Raw genomic sequence first — 21,960 nt, 5'->3', positions numbered from 1 at the left:
TCCAAATCCGCCATTTTGCTAACCTCCTGATGGTTTCCATCTCCAAAACCTACCAGATGAGAGATCAGGGGATGTCCATTCCATCAGAACCCCACGCAAAATAGTGGATTGGTCGTGGATGCAAATACTGACATCAGCCTCAAAACCGTCCGCAGGTCAAATTGGGCTTAACTCAAGTTTCCGGGCGACCGGACATCGTGGACCCTCGCGTGATGCCCGTTTGTCCTAAGCGGTGAATTCCCCAGTGGCATGTCGTAATGAAGAGCTTCAGGCGGTTTTGGCGTTGACTACGATCGAAGCGCTATTTCGCAGGGTGTCCTATCAGGATCGATGCACCCGCAAGATATGCATCCAAGCCACAACAGAAATGACCAACCAGACACCAGTGCGCAGGGTCATTGCACCAACGGTGCGCATCTCATAGGCGTTGCCTTGCAGCACGTGAGCGCCGAAGGCCAGGAAAACCAGAACGGTGGCAACCAGAATGCCTATCGAAATCAAGACTGCTGGCCGATGCCGCAGAAACAGCCCTATACCGGCCACGACATAGGCGAATCCCGCCAGAAAGTTGAACCACAGCACGAAGGGCACCGCATCGCCAACGGCGGCGCGCGCTTCCTCGCTTCCGAACAAGGCCCTGCCGCCTGAGAAAACGGTCAACGCGCCGAACACTATTGCCGCGCTTGCCGCTATGTTCAGCGCGCGGTTGCCAGAGTTTGCGTTTTTCATGTCACGCCCCCTCCCTCTCCATCAAGCTGGCCGTCGCGAAGGTGGAACAGCTTGTCAAACCGGTCATAAATCTTTTCGTCATGCGTCACCGCGATGATGCAGGTGTCTTGCTCGGCTGCCAGCTTGCGCATCAGGTCCATCACGATCCCGGCCCGCTTGCTGTCGAGCGCCGCAGTTGGCTCATCAGCAAGAATGATACGGGGGCTGTTGGCAAGGGCGCGTGCGATGGCTACACGTTGCGCCTCACCTCCAGACAGAAGCGCGGGCATCGCATCCTTGCGGTGACCGACCTCCAGATAGTCCAGCAGTTCGATAGCGCGCCTTTGCGCCTCAGCCGTCGATTTTCCAGCCAGCTTCAGCACCAGCGCAACGTTATCTTTGGCGTCGAGAAATGGCAGAAGATTATGGAACTGAAAGATAAACCCGATCTTGTCGAGCCGGAGCTTACGCAGATCGTCTCGCAGCCATTGGTTGTCGTAAACCACCTCACCGTCCAGCGCGACCTTGCCCGCACTCGGAGCAATGATGCAGCCAATGACATTCAGAAGCGTCGTTTTACCCGATCCAGACGGACCCAGTAGCGCCACCACTTCGCCCGCCTGGACTGACAGATCAACATCCTTCAGTGCGTCGACGCGAGCATCGCCTTCGCCAAAGTGTTTGGAGACATTAGCAACATCTACAATCACGCGGCGCGGATCATTGAGCATGCCGTCACCCTCCGATTGCCGTGGCTGGATCGACCTTGAGAGCGGCACGCACGCCAAGGCCGCTGGCGACGATGCAGACGAAGAGGATGATCCCTGCTAGCGCGGCGGCGTTGATCGGCTCCAACACCACCCGACGGGGGAAGTAGTCCTTGACGAGCAGGATAAGGATCAGACCAAAACTCCAGCCAACCGCACCAAGTGCAATGGATTGCTGCACGATCAGCCCGATGATCGCGCGGTCGGGCGCGCCGATCAGTTTAAGTGTGGCGATCTGCTTCAGCTTTTCCATGGTCATTGTGTAGATAATCAGCGCGATCACAACGGCCGAAACAGACAATAGGATGCCCAGAAACATACCTATCTGCCGCTTTGCCCGGTCCACCACAGACATCAGCAAGATAGACTCCTGATCGGCTTGTGTCAGAGCCCCAAGATGTTTCCATTGCCGCACCGACTGCGCCACTGCATGTGGGTCTGCAAGCGGCTCAAGCCGTGCGATCACAGCGGCAACACTGTCCTGACTATCGAGCAACCCAGCGCCTCGCGCTTCCTGAACGCGTTGCGCCGACGGGGCCAGTTGCGTCTGTAGCACCTGCGCATCGCGCAGGGTGACGAACGCTGCCGGATCACCGGCGGAATTCATCGTATCCTCGACCAACCCGACTACAGTGAAAGGATCGCGGCCCAGTCGGATCACATCACCGACAGACAGTCCGGATTTGGCATCTGCCACGATCTCGAAATGGGACTGGCTGATCCCGCGCCCTGCCGAGATTGCTCCGGGTCCACCGGGGTGACCTGGCTCGTATCCGATCACGTAAAGACGTAGCGTTTCGCCACGAAAGGGCGCCTCGACGGTCTGGTAGCTGATGCTGCCCGCTTCGGCCACACCATGCAATCGCACCACGGCATCACGGGTGCCGTCGGGAATTTTCGAGGCTTCTGCAAACGGCCCCTGTGTACCTGATTCAACAATCCAAAGATCTGCCTGCGGTGCTCTGACGATGTTCAGCGCGTCCGCGACCAGCCCATTGTAAATACCAATCATTGCCAGCACGACCGCCATCAGAAGGCTGAGGCCGAGGCAAGTCAGCACGAAGCGGAATAGATTATGGCGCACATCTCGGTAAGCGAGGTTCATGGCGCATCCCTCTCGGCAACCCGAACCATGCGCCCCTCAGACAGCCCTTTAACGGGTGCCACAATGAGCTGCGCGCCGTCGGCAATACCGCTGACCAGCTCGACCCGCGCATCCTCGGTCCGGTGACCGAAGACTGCGGACACCTGATGCGCACGCCCCTCCTGTGCGACCCAGACACGACCTTCATGCCCATCAAACCCGGTTACGGCGATCTCTGGAACCAACAACGCATCGGCCAACTCTGTCACCGTGATCCAAATTTCGGCCTGTTCGCCGAGAAATACCTGTTCCGGGCATTGATTGCAGGCAATCCAGACCCGGCGTTCTTCGTTCACCCGATCGCTTTCAATACCGATCCGCGCGATCTGACCTGTGAAGACCTGATGCGGCAGAGACCGCAGTCGCACTTCGGCAACCTGACCGAGTCGCAGAGGTCCGGCACGCTCCTCATCAATATAGGCCAATGCCCATACAGTGTTCGGATCCATAAGAGTAAAGATAGGTTCACCAGCGTTAACAACGGTACCTGCTTCGACATGGCGCGCAACGACGACCGCGTCAAATGGTGCACGCAACATATGATGATCGAGCAGCACGCGTTCGTATTGCAGGGCTGCCTCGGCGTCCTTGTGCATGGACTTGGCTACCTCAACATCACTTTCTGCGACGGCCAGATCGGCCGCTGCAACATCGACATCACGCTGTGCCTCTTCTGCAGCCTGGGTCGAAACTGCGTTGCGTCCGGCAAGTTCCTGCTGGCGCGCATTTGCCGATTGCCGCTGCGCCAGAATGGCGCGGGCGCGGATCACGTTTGCCTCGGCCTTGCCCAGGGTGGCTTTTGCGGCGGCAAACCCCGCTTTGGCGCGCGCGACTTTTGCTTGTTGTTCCGAAGGATGAAGCCGGGCAATGACCTGCCCCGCTTCGATCACATCGCCACTGTCGACCGAAAGTTCGGTCAACGCAGCACCAACCTCAAATCCGACATCCGAGGCGATCCGTGCTTCGACCGAACCCAGACCATAGACGCGCACTGGGACACTCTTTTCAATGGTGGCAGTTAAAACACTGATCGGGCGCTCTGTTAGAACAAACCAGCCAAAGGATACGAGGACGACAACAAGGGTTATACCCAGATTGATACGACGGTTCACGGCGAAACCTCCGTACTTGTTATTCGGAACAACCGCATCTGAGCGTCGAGCAATCGGCGTCCTTCGGATTCCAATGCAAAACTGCGTTTCCCCAAAGTCCAGCGGATCGCCAGCCCCTGCACCAGCGAGACCAACAATAGCGCTCCGTCTTCCGGTGGCAGGTCTGTATCGAACAGGCCCGCTTTCTGTCCTTTGGTCAGCTCAATGGCCAGCAACGCGACTAATTCGGTCATCAGCGCAAGAACTGATTGCCGCAGATCGTCGTTTTCCACCTGTAGCTCACGCGAGAAAAGGATGGACGGGATGGCCGGCATTGTCTCGATCTGGTGCAATTGCGCCAAGATCAGCGCTTTTATCCGGGCTGTCGGATCGTTGGATGTCTTCAGCGCGTCAGCCCAAGCGGTCTTGAGGCGGTCAGAGATCCCCGCAGCCACCGCCAACCATAAATCCTGCTTGGTCGCGAAGTGCCGGAAGATTGCGGGTTGCGTCAACCCTACTGCATCAGCAACCGACTGCGTGGTCAGGCGATCCGGCCCCAACTCGTCCGCGAGACGCAGCATTGCCTGTACGATCTCGGTCTTGCGTTCATCTGCGGGCTTACGAGCAGGCATTTCGCACCAATTTGTTAGTTATTAATCACTAACTAATTAGAACGAAATACCCTTACCGTCAAGCGCATCTGCAGTTGATTACGGCATAGGGGATCGAAAATGGTCGCATGGCATCCTTTAGGAGCGAGAAGATCGACAGGTAAAAGCGAGAAAGCCTTATGACCGCGCTACACCTATAGTCGACATTCAGGCAACGCGCAGCATTTGGAAGATGGAGCTTGAAGCCGACCCTGGAGCAAGCGCAGTATCTTGCCGGCAGATCCGTCTCGCTCAGTTATGGACGCCTAAAGCGGACTTTTGTCTGACACCTGATCGCTGGCAGGAATGCGCGACAAAGCCGCTATCAGCCTGACCTGCCTTAAACTTCAACCATCTTCGTGTACGGCCTCCGGCATTCTCATAAGGTGATGACGAATTGAACTGGATCACCAGCCCTTTGGTCCACTTCCCGTGCCAAGGTGAACCGTATAACTGCCGCAGCATCCGAGATTACAGACGGTATTGTTACTTCATTGTTGGCCTGAATCGACGTCTTGGATCAAGTGACGGGGAGATTTGATGAAAGGTTGACAAAAGTCGAAACTGCTCTCGACGCGCCATCAAGCGTGTCGCTTAAGTTCTTTGATGTTAGATCATTAGCGGATATCCCATCGAACCCGTCCAAGCTACTTGGTGAATACCAATACTGCTCCTTGTCGCGCGTTTGGTTTCCGCATGCGCAGCAGGCGTGCGGCTGCATTTTGAAGCAACAAGACGCTACTTGGATCTTGGAACTTAGCACCGATCAGGGTGTTAGAGTGGCGCGCACGTGTTCTGCGGTGTCGCAGATTGGCAGATCAACCAACAACAAAACTCACCGTAACCGCGCTAGCTGGATACATTCTGCTCTCTTGGCATTACGAACGTTGAAGCGGGTCTGCCTCCGCCGCGCTGCATGCGGTAGAAGCTGCGGCGGTGCCCGCTCTGCCGCAATCGGTCTGGCTTCTTGTGCTGAGATTCGTCGGCGGTTTGGCGCTCACAATCCTTGGGGCGCGGTTGCTGGTGGGAAGCGCCATTGTCCTGACCCGATTCGCGGGTGTGTCAGAAACGGTTATCGGCCCAACCATCGTGGCGGTCGGCACGTCGCTGCCCGATTTGGTGGCCTCGGACATCGCCACGCGCGGGACCAAGGGGACATCGCGTTCGGTAATATCGTCGGCAGTAACATCTTCAATATACTGGGTATTTTGGGCGTAACCGCCGCTGTGGCGCCGAACACAATGCCACAGGAATTTGCGATGTTCTACATCTGGATAATGCTCGCCGCGACTGCGGCCCTTATTGTCGTAGCCGTCACGGGCTGGCGGGTGCAACGTGGTGAGAGAGCAGTGCTACTAACGGCCTATCTGGTATATCTGGCAGCTTTGCCTGCAATGACCACGCCACACTAAGCGGATCGAGAAGATATTTTTGAAAGCTTCTTGATTTGAGAAAAATGTGAGCGCATCTTCGCCCTGTCTGAATGCCGCGACAGAAACGACGATTGGCGCGCGACGGCGCATTCAGCGCTGGGACCATTTCGAAATGGATCAAGACAACGCTCCCTTCACGGAGCCTCCGGATCTCAGATTTATCGCTGGGACAACCGCAATACCTTCTATTCTGAACCAATCCAGACCTGAACCACGACGGGCGACAGCACGGGCGACACGGTTTCTCATTGGAAAAGATACCGGCAGGTTTCGACAGCGCTTTTTCCCCGATTCGACAGCGGCGGACTGGAACGACTGGCGCTGGCAGATGCGCGCCCGCATTCGCACGGTTTCAGAGCTGGAGCGCATCTTCGATCTCGGAGTCGAGGAGCGTGAGGCGGTCAGCCGCCACGCAGGCGGGCTGCCCGTGGGGATTACGCCCTATTATGCCAGCCTCATGAGTCTCAGCAATCCGATGGAACCGCTTCGCCGGACGCATATACCGGTGGGCCACGAATACCTGCGCGCGCCTGGTGAGGCGGATGATCCTCTTGGCGAGGATCATGATACATCTGTGCCGGGCCTCGTTCATCGCTATCCCGACCGTGTGCTATTCCTGACCACGGGGACCTGTTCAACCTATTGTCGCTACTGCACGCGGTCGCGCATGGTCGGGCAATCGGGCGGCGAATACCAGTTTTCGACCCGCCAATGGGAGCAGGCGCTCGGTTATATCGATGCGCACCCCGAAATTCGCGACGTCCTGCTATCCGGCGGCGATCCTCTGACTATATCGGACGAGAAACTCGACTACCTTCTGGGCCGGCTGCACGCCATTCCGCACGTTGAGTTCGTGCGCATGGGTACGAAAGTTCCGACAGTTCTGCCGATGCGGATCACCCGAGATCTGGTCCGGGTGCTGAAGAAACACCGCCCGCTCTGGCTGTCGATCCATGCGACGCATCCGAATGAGCTGACACCGGAAGTCACCGAGGCCTATGCACGGCTAGCCGATGCGGGAATTCCCCTTGGGTCGCAAACGGTTCTTCTGAAGGGGATCAACGACAGCGTGGAAACCATGAAGGCGCTGAACCTCGGGCTGCTGAAGCGCCGGGTGAAACCCTATTACCTCTATCAATGCGATCCAATCACCGGCTCGACCCATTTCCGTACGCCTATTGCGAAAGGGTTGGAGATTATCGAAGGCTTGCGCGGGCACACAACTGGCTATGCCGTCCCGCAATTCGTTATCGATGCCCCCGGCGGCGGTGGAAAGATACCTCTGCTCCCCGATTATGTCGTGGGTCGCGACGGTGATGATCTGATCCTGCGCAACTTCGAAGGCCAGCGCTATCGCTATCACGATCCGCTTGAGAGCGGCGCGTCTGCCGTGAAGGGCGCGCCATGCTGATCGGGCTGACATATGATCTGCGCGACGATTACGCCAACATGGGCCTGTCCGAAGAGGCGCTGGCCGAATTCGACAGCCCCGAGACTGTCGAGGCGTTGGAGACCGCGCTTGCGCGCGCCGGGCATTTGACCGACCGGATCGGCAACATCCGAGCGCTGACCTCCCGGCTAGTGGCCGGGAATAGCTGGGATCTTGTGTTCAACATTGCCGAAGGGGTCTCGGGCCGCTCGCGCGAAGCACAAGTCCCGGCACTGCTGGAAGCCTACGGCATTCCCTATACTTTCTCTGATCCGCTGACGCAGGCGCTTGGCCTGGACAAGGCGATGGCAAAACGGATCGTGCACGATGCCGGTCTGCCGACCGCGCCCTTTGCTGTGTTTGAAAGCACAGAAGATGTCGCGAACTCGGAATTGCCGTTCCCCCTGTTCCTCAAGCCGTTGGCCGAAGGAACCGGAAAGGGCTGCGAAAACGCCTCCAAGGTTGTCGATGCGCAAACCGCTGCCCGCGTCACGCAGGACCTGATCGCCCGCTTCGCACAGCCCGTTCTTGCCGAAACCTACCTTGCTGGGCGCGAGTTCACGGTTGGTATCCTTGGTAACGGTGTACAAGCGCGTGTCATCGCGGTGATGGAGGTCATGATGAGCGACCGTTCGGGCGATCAGATCTACAGCTTCCGGAACAAGGAGCTTTGCGACGCCCATGTTCTCTACGCCCTCGCCGATGATGCTGAGGCGCGCGAAGCAGGGCGTGTCGCGCTTGGCGCCTACCGCGCGTTGCAGTGTCTCGACGCGGCACGAATTGACCTTCGATCCGATGTGACCGGTCGGCCGAAATTTCTCGAAGTCAACACTCTAGCGGGCCTGCACCCAACACATTCAGATCTGCCGATCCTGTCGGGCAAGGCCGGGCTTTCCTACGATGATCTGATCGCTGGAATTGTCACGGCGGCGCTTTCGCGGATTGACCAACACCAGGAGGCGCAGCGCGTCACACTATGAAACACTTGAATATCCCCGTCCTACTCGGGGCCACCGGGAACACACCGGACGAACGAGACACCGTGCGAACCGCGCTTGCGGTCCGCGATGCGCTTGTCACTCTCGGGGCCAAGTCGTGGCTTCACATTTTGGATCAGGGCGCGGACTCTTTGGATGCGGTTGCCGCCGACCGACCTGATCTTGTCTTCAACCTCGTAGAGGCGATTGACGGGATCGCCAGCCCTGCAGCTGCCATCCCCAAGGGCCTTGCGCGTCGCGGCCTGCTCTTCACCGGCTGCGGCGGCGAGCCATCGTGGATCTGCCGTTCCAAGATCGCACAGAAGGTTCGAATGCGATCAACCGGATTGCCGACACCGGCCTGGAGCCAGAATGGCGTATCTCTTGCGCGAGCGCCCAAGGTGATCGTCAAGTCGATCACGGAACACGCCTCGATCGGCATCGACCAGACATCCGTTATGTCGGGTAGGCGCGCGGCGCAGATCATCGCCGAGAGGATGGCTCAAACGGGCGATCCCCATTTTGCCGAGGCCTTTATCGATGGCCGCGAGTTCGCCCTATCCCTGCTCGAAACCAGCGACGGCGTGCGCATCCTGCCCCCGGCCGAGACACTCTTTCTGGGCTACGGGGATCACGCTCATCACATCGTCGATTACGACGCCAAGTGGGTTGAGGACAGCCACGGCTATCAAAACACCCCACGAAACTTTGACTTTCCAAGCACCGACGATGCACTGCTGGAAGAGCTGCAACGCCTGGCCCGCGCATGCTGGGAACTCTTCGGACTATCTGGCTACGCCCGCATCGACTTCCGAGTCGATGATGCGGGACAACCCTGGATCCTTGAGGTCAATACCAACCCATGTCTTGCACCTGACGCTGGTTTTGTCGCAGCCGCCGCAGAGGTCGGTTTGTGCTTTAATGACGTGATATCCGCGATCGTGTCGTCCGCTCTGAAGTCGTCCAAACAGGCGGCCTGAGATGTTCCGCATACGAAAAGTCCCGGATACACGGGCACCAAATAATCGAAACGCCGTTGCCGAGGCTCAGGCCATCCTGCGGGCCCAGATTCCCGGCATGGCTCCGGAAGACATCGATACACTTCCCGCACGCCTCACGGACCCGTTCACTCATCGGTTTGTTGCCGAATTGCTGGTGGCCGAGGACGCACGGTCCCATGTCCGCGCAGCGGCCGTGATGCTATATGATCCCGAACTGGCGTTTGCCTTTCTTGACATGCTGGCGACAGCGCCTGGCACGAAACCCGGTCGCGGCGCGGGTGGTGCGCTTTATGAGCGTGTGCGGCTTGAGGCAGCAGCACTCGGCGCAGAAGGCCTGTATTTTGAATGTCTGCCGGACGATCCTGAGCACAGCCTTGATCCAACCCTCCGAGTTCAGAATTCGGCGCGGCTAAAATTCTATGAACGGTTCGGAGCACGCCCGATTGTCGGCACGGCTTATGAAACACCGCTTTCGCCCGAAGATGCCGACATGCCGCATCTCGTCTTCGACGGGCTGGGCCGGTTCGGCCTGCCGGTCGCCGCTAGGCTGCAAGACATCGTACGGGCGATACTGGAACGGAAATACGGCACGCTCTGCCCACCGGACTATGTGGCCGAGGTCGTGGGGTCGATCCACAAAGGAGCTTATACGCTGCGCCAACCCCGCTATAAGGGGACCAGGACTGTCGCCACGCCCAACGAAATGCGCCGACCCATTCCGCTGATCGTCAATGACCGGCACGACATCCATCACATCCGCGAGCGAGGCTATGTCGAAAGCCCGATCCGGATCAACTCAATCCTCGATGACCTCGACGCAACGGGCCTGTTCGTCCGCTACGAGACTCGCCATTTCCCCGACCGGTGGATACGCGAAGTGCATGACGCCCGGCTGATCAATTACCTCAAGAGCGCATGCGCGGAAGCGCCGGAGAAGACCTCTATCTATCCTTATGTGTTCCCGGTGCGCAATGCGACGCGCCCCCCGAAAGAGCGATCGGTGCTGGCAGGTTATTGGTGCATCGACACCTTCACGCCCATCAACCGAAACGCCTGGCCCGCGGCGCGGCGCGCTGTCGATTGCACGCTGACCGCAGCTGAAGCAGTTCTGGGTGGCGCTCCGGCAGCCTATGCGCTTGTGCGCCCACCAGGTCATCATGCAGAACGCAAGACGTTTGGCGGTTTCTGCTATCTCTGCAACGGGGCTATCGCCGCCAACTACCTGTCGCATTATGGTAAAGTTGCAATCCTTGACATTGACTATCACCACGGCAATGGCCAGCAGGACATCTTCTACGCGCGCGCCGATGTGCTGACAGTTTCCATCCACGGCGACCCGAGCTTTGCCTACCCCTATTTTACCGGGTTTCGAGACGAGACCGGGCTCGGAGCGGGTGCTGGCTATAACTTCAACATTCCGCTATCTGAAACTGTATCCCCGTCGAAATATCTCCTGGCCTTGGATCAGGCGCTGGCACGGATCGCGGAGTTTTGCCCCGATTATCTTGTTGTGTCGCTGGGGTTTGACACGGGCCGTGGCGACCCGACAGGAACCTGGTCCAACCGCCCTGAGGATTTTCGCCGCATCGGCGCGCGCATTGCGCAGCAAGGATATCCGACGGTACTGGTTCAAGAAGGCGGATACCGGATCAGGACACTCGGTCCGAACGCACGAGCCTTTTTCGAAAGCTTCGCGAGCGGGCTAAATTCGAAGCGGCATTCGGTTGGAAAGTGGTCACAAGCAAAACCCAATCATATGCCGCGACGATGGCGCACTGTGGTCAGACCCGACGACCCGACACAAATCCGCACACTTGTCGCAGCAACGGATCGGTTTTCGGCCGAGGAAATCGCGATTGCAAAAGAACTGGCGGAAGAGCGCATCGCGCGGGGCCGTGCATCTGGGTACCATTTCCTTTTTGCCAGCCGAGGAGACCGCTTGGAGGGATTTGCCTGCTATGGCATGATCCCCGGCTCGGAGATGAGCTGGGATCTCTACTGGATCGCGGTTCAGCCCGAACTACAAGGCAAGGGTTTGGGCGCCGAGATATTGCATCGCATAGAGACCGCCATTGACCGCGCCGGAGGCCGTCAAGTCTTCATCGACACCTCGTCCAGCCCGGCCTACGCAAGCACACGCGCTTTCTATCTGCGCCAGGGTTATCACCTTGCTGCCGAACTTGGTGATTTCTACCGGGAAGGCGACGGCAAAGCAATCTACGCAAAAGTGCTGGCTGCATGAAAGTCGTGAAGCTGTCCGTTCGCTCCACAATAGGCAAAGGCCGCGGCGTGTTCGCTGACTTTCCGATCAGAGCCGGAGAGGTCCTGGAAAGGGCCCCTGCGCTCGAACTGGACACACGGATGACGGATGCCATCACTCCGTCCGCACTGGATGACTACTGTCTTGCCCATCCCGGGGATCCCGAGGGCGGACTGCTGGTGTTGGGTCTTTCTACACTGGTCAACCATTCCGACACACCCAACACTCAGACAGCCGCGGCTTTTGACCGCGATACCGGCTGGACAGTGACACTGCGGGCCATGCGCGCCATTCAGGCTGGTGAGGAACTGACACGGCGATATGCCTGCTCTGTGTGGTTCGATCCGATCTGACATCCGCCTAATGTTTCAAGGTTGACACACCAAAAGGTCGGTCGGCGGGTTGCGTATCAAGTCCCTTGCGAAACTCCCGAACAGATATCGAACCAAGGCCGGCCGGGAATGCGCGCCCACAGCGAGAAGGTCGGGCTTGTGACGAGTGACCTGCTTTTTCAAGATACTTTCCAATTGGCCTTCAATCAGGTCAACCTTGCCAAGCGCGGAAACCTCCGGGGTCGCCTCGGACCAATTTCGACATTCCGCCTCAGCTTGTTGCGTGAACAGTCCGACATTCACGGGGAATTCAGCACGCATGTGATGAATCAACTGATGGGCGTGAAAAATCGCGAAGTTGGCGTTTCCAGCAATTTTACCTGCGACTGCTGCGGCGGCAGTCGATGCCGGTGAAAAGTCAATGGCACACAGAACGTTTTGATACGCGCCTTCGGCAGCATTGCGCGCCAATAACACCGGGATGTGGCTCAGCCGGGCGATGCGCTCCATCGTTGTTTCACGAAAACTGTCGATTAACGCGCGGTCCCGATGCAGGCCCAGTACGATCAGTTTGGCGTCGAATTCCGCGGCCTGTCTGACAATCACCCCGGCGACATCCCCCGCCGATACCCTGATTTCGTAGTTGCATGGCAACTCGTTGACCAGATCGGCGGTCTTGCGCCGGATCTCTTTGGTGATGCCGGTTACCAGGCCTTCGACCAACATTTCAGGAATGGCATCGTCAACAACAGAAACAACCCGGGCATGGGCACCGAGTGCAGACGCCAGCATAAAACCGCGTCTAAGCGCGTGGGCAGAACGGACAGAGAGGTCAGTGGCGATAAGTATGCGATCCATCGTTTTCTCCCATTGCCAATGCAATAGATTGGTGAATGGATTAGCGCGCTATCCGCGATAACGACCACGGCTGCCGCGTCTTGGTCGTTCGTCCCAATCTTCCAACCCCATTTCCTCTGGGTAACGTGATCCCGACATGCTCTCCCAATCGCACTCGTCTTGAAGTGCCTCCGGCGGGTCCCAATGCTCGGGAAGGTCATCCTGCGGTGTGGAGGGCGCTGTTTTCGATTCCCTTCGGTCCGAGCGTTTTGATACCCAAAGGCGTATGGTGTCGATCCAAGACCAGATCATTGACGTGTCTCACATGTTAAAAGTTGATCCGCGCGGCGAATGTGCCGCCGCGCGGGATATCAGAAGTCCATGCCTGCGAGATCATCGACATAGTTCTGCCCGGGCGTACCCCGCCTGCGGAGTTTTGGTTTCTCGGCCACAACTGCCTCTGTCGTCATCATGAGCCCAGCGATTGAAGCCGCATCCTGAAGGGCAATCCGCACTACTTTTGTCGGATCGACGATCCCGGCTTCGATCATGTCGGCATATTGATCGGTCTGGGCGTCATACCCCCACGCCGTGTTGTTCTCGCGCATCAACTGATCGACGATATCCGCCCCATCCTTGCCGGCGTTGCGCACGATCAGGCGCACGGGCTCGGTCGCTGCTCGGCGCACAATCCCGGCACCTGTGCGCATTTCATCGTTGATCAACCCTTCCGGGTTCATCGCGAGCGACGCACGCAAGAGGGCGGTGCCGCCCCCTGGCACAATGCCTTCGGCAACGGCGGCGCGTGTCGCGTGAAGCGCATCGTCTACGCGATCCTTCCGCTCCTTCACCTCAATCTCTGTGACGCCGCCAACATGGATCACCGCCACACCGCCTGAAAGCTTCGCCAGACGCTCCTCAAGCTTCTCACGGTCATAGTCCGAAGTGGTCTCTTCGATTTGTGCCCGGATTGACGTGCACCGCGCCGCGATGTCGTCTGGCGTTCCCGCGCCGTCAACGATCGTTGTGTCATCTTTGGTGATCAGAATCCGCTTTGCCCGGCCCAGCATATCGAGGGTCACGTTTTCAAGCTTCGCTCCAAGATCCTCGGAAACAACTGTCGTGCCGGTGAGGACTGCAATATCTTGCAACATCGCTTTCCGACGATCACCAAAACCGGGGGCCTTGACGGCAGCGCATCTGAGACTGCCACGCAATTTGTTGACGACCAGCGAGGCCAACGCTTCGCCATCGACATCTTCGGCAACTACGAGGATTGGTTTGCCCGCCTCAATCACGGCTTCAAGGATCGGAACAAGCGGCCTCAGGCTGGAAAGCTTCTTCTCATGCAGCAGGATGAATGGCTCGTCGAGTTCGACCGCCATCTTTCCAGGTTCCGTTACGAAATACGGCGAGAGATAACCACGATCGAACTGCATGCCGTCTACGACCTCGAGCTCCATCTCGCGCGACTGGGCCTCTTCGACGGTGACCGCTCCCTCGCGGCCGACACGTTCAAGGGCATCGCTGATGATATGGCCAACCTCTTCATCGCCGTTCGATGCGATGGTCGCAACCTGACGGATTTGCTCACTGCTTTCAACGGGGCGGGACAACAGGTCGAGTTCCACGACCAGGGCGCGGGTGGCAGCGTCGATACCGCGTTTGACATCCATCGCATTCATGCCAGCGGCGACGGCCTTGTTGCCCTCTCGCAGGATAGAGCGGGCGAGTACGGTCGCCGTAGTGGTGCCATCGCCTGCGAGTTTTGCCGTGCGCTCCGCAGCTTCTCGGATCAGACGGACACCAATGTTGGCATAAGGGTCCGCCAGTTCGATGGACTTGGCCACCGAAACACCGTCTTTGGTTGTCCGGGGCGCACCGAAACTTTTATCGATCATGATGTTCCGACCACGAGGGCCAAGTGTGACGGCTACGGCATCTGCCAGAACGTTGACGCCTTTGATCATTTTTTGCCGAGCATCGGCGTTGAACACAATTGTTTTGGGTGACATTTGGCACTTCCAGACTGGTGGGTTTCATTGCTCTGAATTTGGGAAGAACCTGCGTCGACGCGTAGATCAAACAGTCATGAAATTTTCACACCGATACTATCGATCCCACAAATAAATAAATTCTTTCAAACACATAGAATAAGCGACCCCAAAAACCACAAAATTGAAACTGCACCCGCAACCACCCATTTGCGCAGAGCTTCGATGTTGCAGCGTGGAGTAGGACCAATGAACATTAAATCTCTTGCTCATCGGTGGGACTGGCGCAATTGACATACCTGGTCCCTGGCCGGGATCACCGTACTTCTTGTCATTGCCGCCGCCGCTTACATGACTGACTTGGTGTCATTGTGCCCTTAATTCTCGGATATCCACAGGCTAGCGTCAGCTTTTCTCCAGGATGCGATCCGCACATCGGAGCAACTCCACATGGACCGCATTTACACCGAGTTGTTCGATTGCTTGTTTTGTCGCCGCCAAAAAATCGGGTGTCGTTGTGTTGTCGCGTTTTCGTGCTGGGACCCAGGACTTCTGAACTTTGAGGTCATCTTTCGCCGGGCTCGGTGAACTGCCTGAAAGGTGAACCAATTGATCCACTACATTGCGTTGACCAGGGAATGCCATGCGTAGCCTTTCTCCTGCGGTAGGATCACGACGCATCGTAATCGATACGGCCACCAATGGTCGCGTCATCAATAGGTGAACGGCGGTTAAGCACTGCATACCGGTCATGGCGGAATTTGGGGCAGAGCTCCGCGTGACGAAGCTCTGGCCACGAACAATAATAAAAACAGTGGCAAGCAAGGCCTTTGACCTCCAGGATGCCGGTTGCCGATCTCCTGAGAACAAGGCGGATGCAGCGCATGTCATTCTAACGGACAACCTAGCGAGGCGCACTGGTGAGTTTCTTATCGACGATAACGTTCTTAGAGCTACAGGCACCACCGAATTCTCCGCCTATGAGATTGTACCCGGCTCTTATTTGGAGAAAGACCTGTTCATACGTTGATCGGTCGAGGACACGTTGGATATTCGGTCAACGGCATTCAATAGTGAGAGACTACAGCTTTTGGAGACGCTGGTTTTGGCATGCTTTGGTATGATGCTCGTTCTGGATCCGCTTCAACCTCAACCAGAATCTCAATGAACCCGAAGGGGCATCCGCACCCCACCGGGCTCAAACCACCTTGGGAGTTACCCCCATCTGAAGAACGGCGTCTGAAGGTATTTGCCTCGATCATCGCCCTCGCCGCTCTGGTCATTTAGCGAAGATAAATTCGTAACCCTAAGGCGGAACTGCGAAGTGCGTGAGCCCTCGCAGTTCCAGAAGATCACTCTTCAATAAACGACAACAGGTCGGCATTCACCTGATCAGGGTTGGTAGCGAAGAACCCGTGCGAGAGTCCCTCATAGACCTTGAGTGTCCCGTTCTTGAGCAACTTAACAGCCTTTTTGGCGGAGTTTGCGATAGGCACCACCTGGTCATCATCACCGTGCATAACGATAACGGGAACATCGATGGCCTTCAAATCCTCGGTCTGGTCTGTTTCAGAGAAAACTGCGATGCATTGATAGTGGGCGGATGCGCTTCCCATCATACCTTGGCGCCACCAGTTCTGTATCTGACCCTGGCTGACCTGCGCACCTTCCCGGTTGAACCCAAAAAACGGGCCTGACGGGACATCGAGATAGAATTGTGCTCGGTTTGCTGCAAGGGCAGCGCGGAACCCGTCAAAGACTTCCTTCGGAATACCATCTGGGTTTGCCTCTGCCTTCAGCATGAGCGGTGGGATCGCGCCAAGCAGGGCTGCCTTGGCTACACGCCCCGGTTCGGCCCGGGCAACATAGCGTGCCGCTTCCCCGCCGCCGGTTGAGTGTCCTACATGAATTGCGTTGTGCAAGTCCAAATGAGCGACCAACGCAGCAACATCGGCTGCGTATGTGTCCATGTCATGGCCGAGATCAGTTTGGCTTGAGCGCCCATGCCCTCGGCGGTCGTGTGCAATAACACGATAACCGTTGGCCGCGAAGAAGAGCATTTGGTTGTCCCAATCATCACTCGATAAAGGCCAGCCGTGATGGAAAACGATTGGCTGAGCATCCTTGGGCCCCCAGTCTTTGTAGAAGATTTCAGTGCCATCAGCTGTACTAAAGGTCGACATTTCAAAGGTTCCTTTCAGGTCTGTTTGCGGTTGGTTCTGCGCTGCTGAGACGCGTGGCGCGAGGGCGCCAGCTGACGCCGCGATACCGGTCAGGAGCACGTCGCGGCGGTTCGGTGCGGAGTTTGGTTTGATCGTTTGGGTCATCAGTTGGCCCTCCTTTTGGTTTCGTCGTCGATGACAAGGAGATACGAGCCGACCCACGAGCCTGGGATTGGCGGAATTGACAATTACCGGTCCAAAACTGACAATGTGGCTATGAAATGCTCAGCAGAGATTGGACTACTGGCTTACCCGGGTTGCCAGCTCTCCGCGATACACGGCCTGACCGACCTTTTTCGCATCGCGACCGAGTGGACGCCGGAAGCCGGCCGAACGTACATTCGCGTAAGTCATTGGCAGCGAGGTGACAACGGATCACCGGTTTGCATTTGGGATAGCCACCCCGGACCAACGCACAAACTCGATTACATTATCCTGCCACCAAGTATCATCGTGCCGGAACGCATGCCCGATACAACGACTGAAGCAGAGTGGCTAAAAGACCAGCATAGGACCGGCACTCGCATTGGCTCTGTCTGTGCTGGTGCATTTGTCCTTGCCGGGACAGGTCTGCTCGGTGGTCGACGGATTACCACCCATTGGGCGTTTGCAAGACAGCTCGCCGAGCGTTTTCCAGACGTCGACGTGGCCGAGCGGCATATGGTCCTTGATGATGGCGACATTATCACAGCAGGCGGAATTCTTGCCTGGACCGATCTTGGTCTGACATTGGTCGAACGTCTTATGGGACCTAGCGTTATGTTAGCCACAGCACGCTTCCTGCTGGTTGATCCACCGCGAAGCTCGCAACGCCCTTTCGCAGCCTTCATCCCATCCTTCGATCACGGCGATGAGACGATCCTTCGAGTGCAACACAATATGCACGCCCGTCCCGAACACGCGTATTCGGCGCTTGAGCTGTCTAAGTTGGCGGGTCTGGGTGAGCGCACATTTCTGCGCCGTTTTTCGGCGGCGACTGGATTGAAACCAACGGAATATGTGCAGAACGTTCGTATTGCGAAAGCGCGTGAGCAGCTCGAACTTACCCAGATGACTGTGGACCAAATTGCGTGGAGTGTTGGGTATGAAGATCCGTCAGCTTTCCGAAAGGTCTTCAAAAGGTTTACCGGCATGACGCCAAACGCCTACCGGATGCGTTTTGGAGTGACAGCTTAACCCCGGGAGGAAAGGGAAAGCTGTCACCGGCTGAACGGTATCAACGCGACTTATCACCGTCAGCAAGGCTGATTAGCCTGAAACACTGACGGTCATCTCAACTTCAATCTGTAGATCTGGTGCAGCCAATGCTGCCACACCAATCCCCGTCAGACTTGGTTGGGCGCCATCGAGAAACTTCAGTATCTCTGTCATTGCGATGCCTTGCGTCTCATCCGTGAGCTCCGTCATGTAGATACGCATCTGGACAATATCGTCGGTTGTCGCGTGCAGTGCATCCAATGCGCCTTGAAGGTTTTTGACAACAACAGCCGTTTGCTCAGCTAAGGAAGCTGGGGTCGCTGCCCCATCCGGACGCCAAGCCACCTGGCCGGATACAAATGCCAGGTGTCCCGTTTGAGCAATAGAAATTTGCGAATAGCCTATCTTGCCAGCATCCGGCAAAGCGGGTGGGTTTAAACGATCAATAGCAGCAGACATAAGTCTCTCCATTCATGATTTGCTTGGTGAAGAAATAACCGCGCTATTTGGCGAACGGGATTCGCTTCTTTAGCGACCTTTATGCTACAATGCGATGTCATGATTGGATCGAAAGTTAATGACATACTCGTCTTTTTAGCGGTCGTAGAAACTGGGAGCTTTGTTGCCGCAGGTAAGTCGTTCGGTTTGTCGAGATCAACCGCGGGAAAGGCCGTTGTGCGGTTGGAAGACGCTTATGGTACCCGCCTGCTAAACCGCACCACCCGTACACTCAACCTGACCGAAGAAGGACGCAGTCTTTACGAACATGGTGTTTTGATCAGAGACGCGATTGAAGAAGCTGATAGCAGCGTCAAGAATGATCAAGGCGTGCCCCGCGGGACACTGCGGATAACCGCACCTGACGCATTGGGACGCAAATTGCTTTTGCCGACTGTTCAAAAATACCTCGAGGCCTGGCCTGAAACGCAAATTGACCTGTCGCTCTCAGACCGAGTGGACAACATCATTGAAAGAGGCTTTGATCTGGCCATACGCGTTGGCGTACACTCTCCTGACCAGAGTTTTGTTACAAGAACGCTCCTACGGGACGAAACAGTCTTGTGTGCTGCCCCATCCTATTTTGAAGCGCGCGATAATCCCCTGAACATAGAACAACTCAGTCGCCACGACCTTCTACAATTTGCCAGCCGCGGCGAAAGGCAGGGTTGGCACTTGCAAGAAGAAGATGGCACTTGGGTTCGTGCAATGGGACACGTCCGTCTGCGGCTCGACAGTGCGGAAGCGCTGCGTGAGGCAGCTATTCTAGGGCTAGGGATTGCCCTTTTGCCGCAACTACTGATCAGCCACGACGTCTCGGAAGGACGCCTGCAACAGGTGTTACCTCACGTTTCTACTGGTCGTGTTCCCATCATTGCACTTTATCCGCACAAGCGTCTATTGGAGCCGCGCGTTCGCCGATTCATCGATATGCTCAGCAGTGATTTGGCCAAATAGCGTAGGCATTAAAGCGGCCGAAACCGTGCCACAAAACCGTTTCCGAGCAAATTGCGGATCAGGGCAAGGACCGAAACCAAACTGATCATCCTGGTCGGCTGAATTCCCCTGGCGTGAGACAATTATGCGTGGGAACCGGGAACACTGTCTCTCAATTGAATCTGTTTACTTCTTCTCGCACTTCGCCGACGAGATCAGACACGTTTAATCCATTCAAGGAGTTCTCGAATGTCTCCCTGGCTGCGTCCAGCGCATCAAGTGTGGCCTTGTTGGCAGCCTTCTCAAGCAGGCATGTCGGAGAGTTATCCGTTACCCCAAGGGCAAAAAGCTTGGGCTCTCCCAGCGCGACATAGACTTCCTTGAGCGATATCTCAGACAAGGGTTTTTTAAGGTACCAACCGCCATTTTGCCCTTTGTTCGAGCCCACCAAACCAGATTTTTTCAAACCGCCCATTGTACGCCGAACGAGAGCCGGATTTGTTTTCAGCATCAGGGCAATCATCTCAGACGGGATTGGTTTGTCGAGTTCATCCAAGTGCATGAGTACATGCAACACTCTTGAAAGGCGGCTGTCCGTTCTCAATTGTTACTCCTTGTCAGGTAGTTAGTATATTATGAAACCTATGAAGTTACAATATATTGATGTGAGGGTTAATGTAACTTATAAAGTTTCAAATATAGTTTGACCCTGAAAGGTTCTGAAATGGCAAATATAGATTCCGATCCTGCGAGGCCTTCCTTTCCTCAGAAACACTGGCTTGGCGCCATCTTTCTGTTCACTGCATCTTTCATCAACATGCTGGACACAACGGTTGTAAATCTGGCGCTTCCTTCTATCCAAAGCGATTTATCTGCGTCCAATGGCGCCCTGCAATGGACGCTTGTGGTTTACTCTCTGGCCTTTGCAGCCGGGCTTCTCCCCTTTGGCCGCTTTGGCGATGTGTTTGGTCGCCGCCGCCTGTTCTTAGGAGGGCTGTCCGGGTTCACGCTCAGTTCCTTGGCATCCGGCCTCGCTCCAAACGCGGAGATCTTGGTGATCGCACGTCTGTTTCAAGGGCTGACTGCGTCCATGATGATGCCTCAGGTGCTCGCGATTATTCATGTGAGTTTTCCCGACGGTGAAAAAGGAAAAGCAATTGGTCTTTTTGGCATGGTTACCGCTTTAGGTGCCATGGCTGGACCTTTGATCGGTGGTTTTATCATCTCGGCAGACCTTTTTGACCTCGGCTGGCGTATGATCTTTCTGATCAACCTGCCTTTTGGACTGATCGCAGTTATCGGTGCGGTGGTGGCCCTGCCAAAAACCTCGCCAAACGCCATTCTATCTGTGGACTGGTTGGGTGCCACCCTCTTTGCGGCGGCGGCAGTCGCGCTGCTTTTCCCAATTATGGAAGGTCGCGCACTTGGGTGGCCTGTTTGGGTCAAATGCGTCCTCTTCTTGTCTATGCTCCTGCTGGTTGCCTTTTTGCGTCAACAACACCGACTGCAGCGGCTTGGAAAGGCACAACTTCTCCCAACGACTCTTCTCGCTAACATGCGTTTTCTATCGCGTGTCGGTGTGGTCACGCTTATCTTCATCGGGATCGCCGGTCCTATTGTTCTGCTCGCGATAACACTGCAGTCGGGTTTGAATATGTCCCCCGCCCAAGCAGGGATCACCATTGCGGTGCATCCGCTGTCTATTTTGCTCGCCTCAATCGTGTCCAGCCGTTTGGGTGCCAATCACCTGCCACAACGTGCCTTGTTCGGTGTCTTCGCGCTTTTGATCGGAATGATTTCTTTACGCTTTGTCATTTCCGTTGAAGCGACCATCTACCAGCTTTGGCCGCCACTGACTTTTGTCGGAGCGGGTATCGGCACCTCTACGATTGCCCTGTATCAACTTGTGCTAAAAGAGGTGAGTGGCCCTGACGCCGGAGCTGGCTCAGGAATGTTGCAAGCAATGCAGCAGGTGGGTATCGCGTTAGGGATCGCTTGGATCGGCGTCATCTTCTTTGCTGCACTCGGTGATAGTACAGACTCAGCGAGCTACGTAGCAGCATTCAAACATGCACTTTGGTTGCCCATCACCATCTATGCATTGTTGTCCATTGTTGCTCTGCTTCTCTTCAAAGTGGAGCAACAAGTTGATATGGATCGACCTTGAAAAAAACGGCAGAGGAGTTCTGGGAGAGTTAATCCAACAACGCCTCATCTCAGACCTCCGGACGGCCCACGAACATTTTGCAACGCTTTGTGAGAAGTCGTCTCCCTGGTGAAGCCTTGGAATTGGGCTGTGCCAAATGTGAAGATGTAGTTTGGCTGGAAAAGCACGATTGGTCTGACTTAAGCATTGATCACTACTTCTAGGCTTCTCGTAGGTATGCGTGCAGGGTGTTGTCACGTTAACCGTCGTTCGGTTGCTCATGCTTGGATTTGGACATAGGTGACATCGATGAATTCATCGTCGATCAGCTACAAGCA

Annotated in this window: 20 protein-coding genes and 1 pseudogene; 9 read left to right on the top strand and 12 right to left on the bottom strand. The window is 56.3% G+C overall.

The window, feature by feature from the left end:
- Positions 1-321: 321 nt before the first annotated feature.
- From ACR1XY_RS22860 to ACR1XY_RS22835, 6 genes are all read right to left on the bottom strand, one after another.
- On the bottom strand, positions 322-729 hold the full coding sequence (locus tag ACR1XY_RS22860; RefSeq protein ID WP_480596830.1) for a hypothetical protein: 408 nt from the start codon (positions 727-729) through the stop codon (positions 322-324).
- A complete protein-coding gene (locus tag ACR1XY_RS22855) occupies positions 726-1,439 on the bottom strand; it encodes an ABC transporter ATP-binding protein (RefSeq protein ID WP_480596827.1) in 714 nt (237 codons plus the stop codon). Before ACR1XY_RS22855 ends, ACR1XY_RS22860 begins: the two co-directional genes overlap by 4 nt.
- Before the next feature lie 4 nt (positions 1,440-1,443).
- A complete protein-coding gene (locus ACR1XY_RS22850; protein WP_480596825.1) occupies positions 1,444-2,580 on the bottom strand; it encodes an ABC transporter permease in 1,137 nt (378 codons plus the stop codon).
- Positions 2,577-3,731 carry an efflux RND transporter periplasmic adaptor subunit gene (locus ACR1XY_RS22845; RefSeq protein ID WP_480596823.1) on the bottom strand — a complete coding sequence of 385 codons (1,155 nt, stop codon included), beginning with the start codon at positions 3,729-3,731 and terminating at the stop codon, positions 2,577-2,579. The genes ACR1XY_RS22850 and ACR1XY_RS22845 overlap by 4 nt, the downstream gene beginning before the upstream one ends.
- Positions 3,728-4,342 carry a TetR/AcrR family transcriptional regulator gene (locus ACR1XY_RS22840; RefSeq protein ID WP_480596821.1) on the bottom strand — a complete coding sequence of 205 codons (615 nt, stop codon included), beginning with the start codon at positions 4,340-4,342 and terminating at the stop codon, positions 3,728-3,730. Before ACR1XY_RS22840 ends, ACR1XY_RS22845 begins: the two co-directional genes overlap by 4 nt.
- Positions 4,343-4,612: 270 nt before the next feature.
- Positions 4,613-4,825, bottom strand: coding sequence for a ClbS/DfsB family four-helix bundle protein (locus ACR1XY_RS22835; RefSeq protein ID WP_480596819.1), 213 nt, complete (start codon positions 4,823-4,825; stop codon positions 4,613-4,615).
- Positions 4,826-5,296: 471 nt separating this feature from the next.
- On the opposite strand from ACR1XY_RS22835, the pseudogene ACR1XY_RS22830 reads away from it, so the two are divergent.
- From ACR1XY_RS22830 to ACR1XY_RS22805, 6 genes and pseudogenes are all read left to right on the top strand, one after another.
- Positions 5,297-5,772 (top strand): annotated as a pseudogene (locus ACR1XY_RS22830) (sodium:calcium antiporter).
- A 133-nt stretch (positions 5,773-5,905) separates the two neighbouring features.
- Positions 5,906-7,204, top strand: coding sequence for a KamA family radical SAM protein (locus ACR1XY_RS22825; protein WP_480596832.1), 1,299 nt, complete (start codon positions 5,906-5,908; stop codon positions 7,202-7,204).
- The gene (locus ACR1XY_RS22820; protein ID WP_480596816.1) at positions 7,198-8,202 is read left to right on the top strand and encodes a D-alanine--D-alanine ligase family protein; all 1,005 of its coding nucleotides are present in this window, start codon (positions 7,198-7,200) and stop codon (positions 8,200-8,202) included. The genes ACR1XY_RS22825 and ACR1XY_RS22820 overlap by 7 nt, the downstream gene beginning before the upstream one ends.
- A complete protein-coding gene (locus ACR1XY_RS22815; protein WP_480596814.1) occupies positions 8,199-9,179 on the top strand; it encodes a D-alanine--D-alanine ligase family protein in 981 nt (326 codons plus the stop codon). Before ACR1XY_RS22820 ends, ACR1XY_RS22815 begins: the two co-directional genes overlap by 4 nt.
- A 1-nt stretch (position 9,180) precedes the next feature.
- Complete coding sequence (locus ACR1XY_RS22810) at positions 9,181-11,442, top strand: GNAT family N-acetyltransferase (RefSeq protein WP_480596812.1); 2,262 nt, start codon at positions 9,181-9,183, stop codon at positions 11,440-11,442.
- Positions 11,439-11,813: an SET domain-containing protein-lysine N-methyltransferase gene (locus ACR1XY_RS22805; RefSeq protein ID WP_480596810.1), complete on the top strand. Its 375-nt coding sequence runs from the start codon at positions 11,439-11,441 to the stop codon at positions 11,811-11,813. Before ACR1XY_RS22810 ends, ACR1XY_RS22805 begins: the two co-directional genes overlap by 4 nt.
- A 15-nt stretch (positions 11,814-11,828) precedes the next feature.
- Here the strand turns inward: ACR1XY_RS22805 and ACR1XY_RS22800 are convergent, their stop codons facing one another.
- The 4 genes from ACR1XY_RS22800 to ACR1XY_RS22785 form a co-directional block, all read right to left on the bottom strand.
- Complete coding sequence (locus ACR1XY_RS22800) at positions 11,829-12,650, bottom strand: universal stress protein (RefSeq protein ID WP_480596808.1); 822 nt, start codon at positions 12,648-12,650, stop codon at positions 11,829-11,831.
- A gap of 350 nt (positions 12,651-13,000) precedes the next feature.
- Positions 13,001-14,644: a chaperonin GroEL gene (gene groL, locus ACR1XY_RS22795; protein ID WP_480596805.1), complete on the bottom strand. Its 1,644-nt coding sequence runs from the start codon at positions 14,642-14,644 to the stop codon at positions 13,001-13,003.
- 384 nt (positions 14,645-15,028) lie between these two features.
- Entirely contained in the window at positions 15,029-15,448 is a 420-nt protein-coding gene (locus ACR1XY_RS22790) for a hypothetical protein (RefSeq protein ID WP_480596803.1), read from the bottom strand.
- Between the two features lie 527 nt (positions 15,449-15,975).
- Positions 15,976-16,950 (bottom strand): alpha/beta fold hydrolase, encoded by a 975-nt coding sequence (locus tag ACR1XY_RS22785; RefSeq protein WP_480596801.1) that lies wholly within the window; start codon positions 16,948-16,950, stop codon positions 15,976-15,978.
- A 111-nt stretch (positions 16,951-17,061) separates the two neighbouring features.
- Here ACR1XY_RS22785 and ACR1XY_RS22780 point away from each other — a divergent pair, with 111 nt between their 5' ends.
- Positions 17,062-18,021: a GlxA family transcriptional regulator gene (locus ACR1XY_RS22780; protein ID WP_480596799.1), complete on the top strand. Its 960-nt coding sequence runs from the start codon at positions 17,062-17,064 to the stop codon at positions 18,019-18,021.
- A 72-nt stretch (positions 18,022-18,093) separates the two neighbouring features.
- On the opposite strand, the gene ACR1XY_RS22775 is transcribed toward ACR1XY_RS22780, so the two are convergent.
- Positions 18,094-18,501 carry a RidA family protein gene (locus tag ACR1XY_RS22775; RefSeq protein ID WP_480596797.1) on the bottom strand — a complete coding sequence of 136 codons (408 nt, stop codon included), beginning with the start codon at positions 18,499-18,501 and terminating at the stop codon, positions 18,094-18,096.
- A gap of 99 nt (positions 18,502-18,600) precedes the next feature.
- Here ACR1XY_RS22775 and ACR1XY_RS22770 point away from each other — a divergent pair, with 99 nt between their 5' ends.
- Positions 18,601-19,497 carry a LysR family transcriptional regulator gene (locus ACR1XY_RS22770; protein WP_480596794.1) on the top strand — a complete coding sequence of 299 codons (897 nt, stop codon included), beginning with the start codon at positions 18,601-18,603 and terminating at the stop codon, positions 19,495-19,497.
- 151 nt (positions 19,498-19,648) lie between these two features.
- Here ACR1XY_RS22770 and ACR1XY_RS22765 read toward each other — a convergent pair whose 3' ends face one another.
- Positions 19,649-20,080, bottom strand: coding sequence for an RrF2 family transcriptional regulator (locus ACR1XY_RS22765; protein WP_480596792.1), 432 nt, complete (start codon positions 20,078-20,080; stop codon positions 19,649-19,651).
- Positions 20,081-20,200: 120 nt separating this feature from the next.
- Between ACR1XY_RS22765 and ACR1XY_RS22760 the strand changes: the two genes are divergently transcribed.
- The gene (locus tag ACR1XY_RS22760; protein ID WP_480596790.1) at positions 20,201-21,643 is read left to right on the top strand and encodes an MFS transporter; all 1,443 of its coding nucleotides are present in this window, start codon (positions 20,201-20,203) and stop codon (positions 21,641-21,643) included.
- Positions 21,644-21,960: the final 317 nt, after the last annotated feature.

This window comes from Ruegeria sp. AD11(2025) (assembly GCF_056542405.1).
This window is presented reverse-complemented; position numbering and strand designations above follow the sequence as displayed.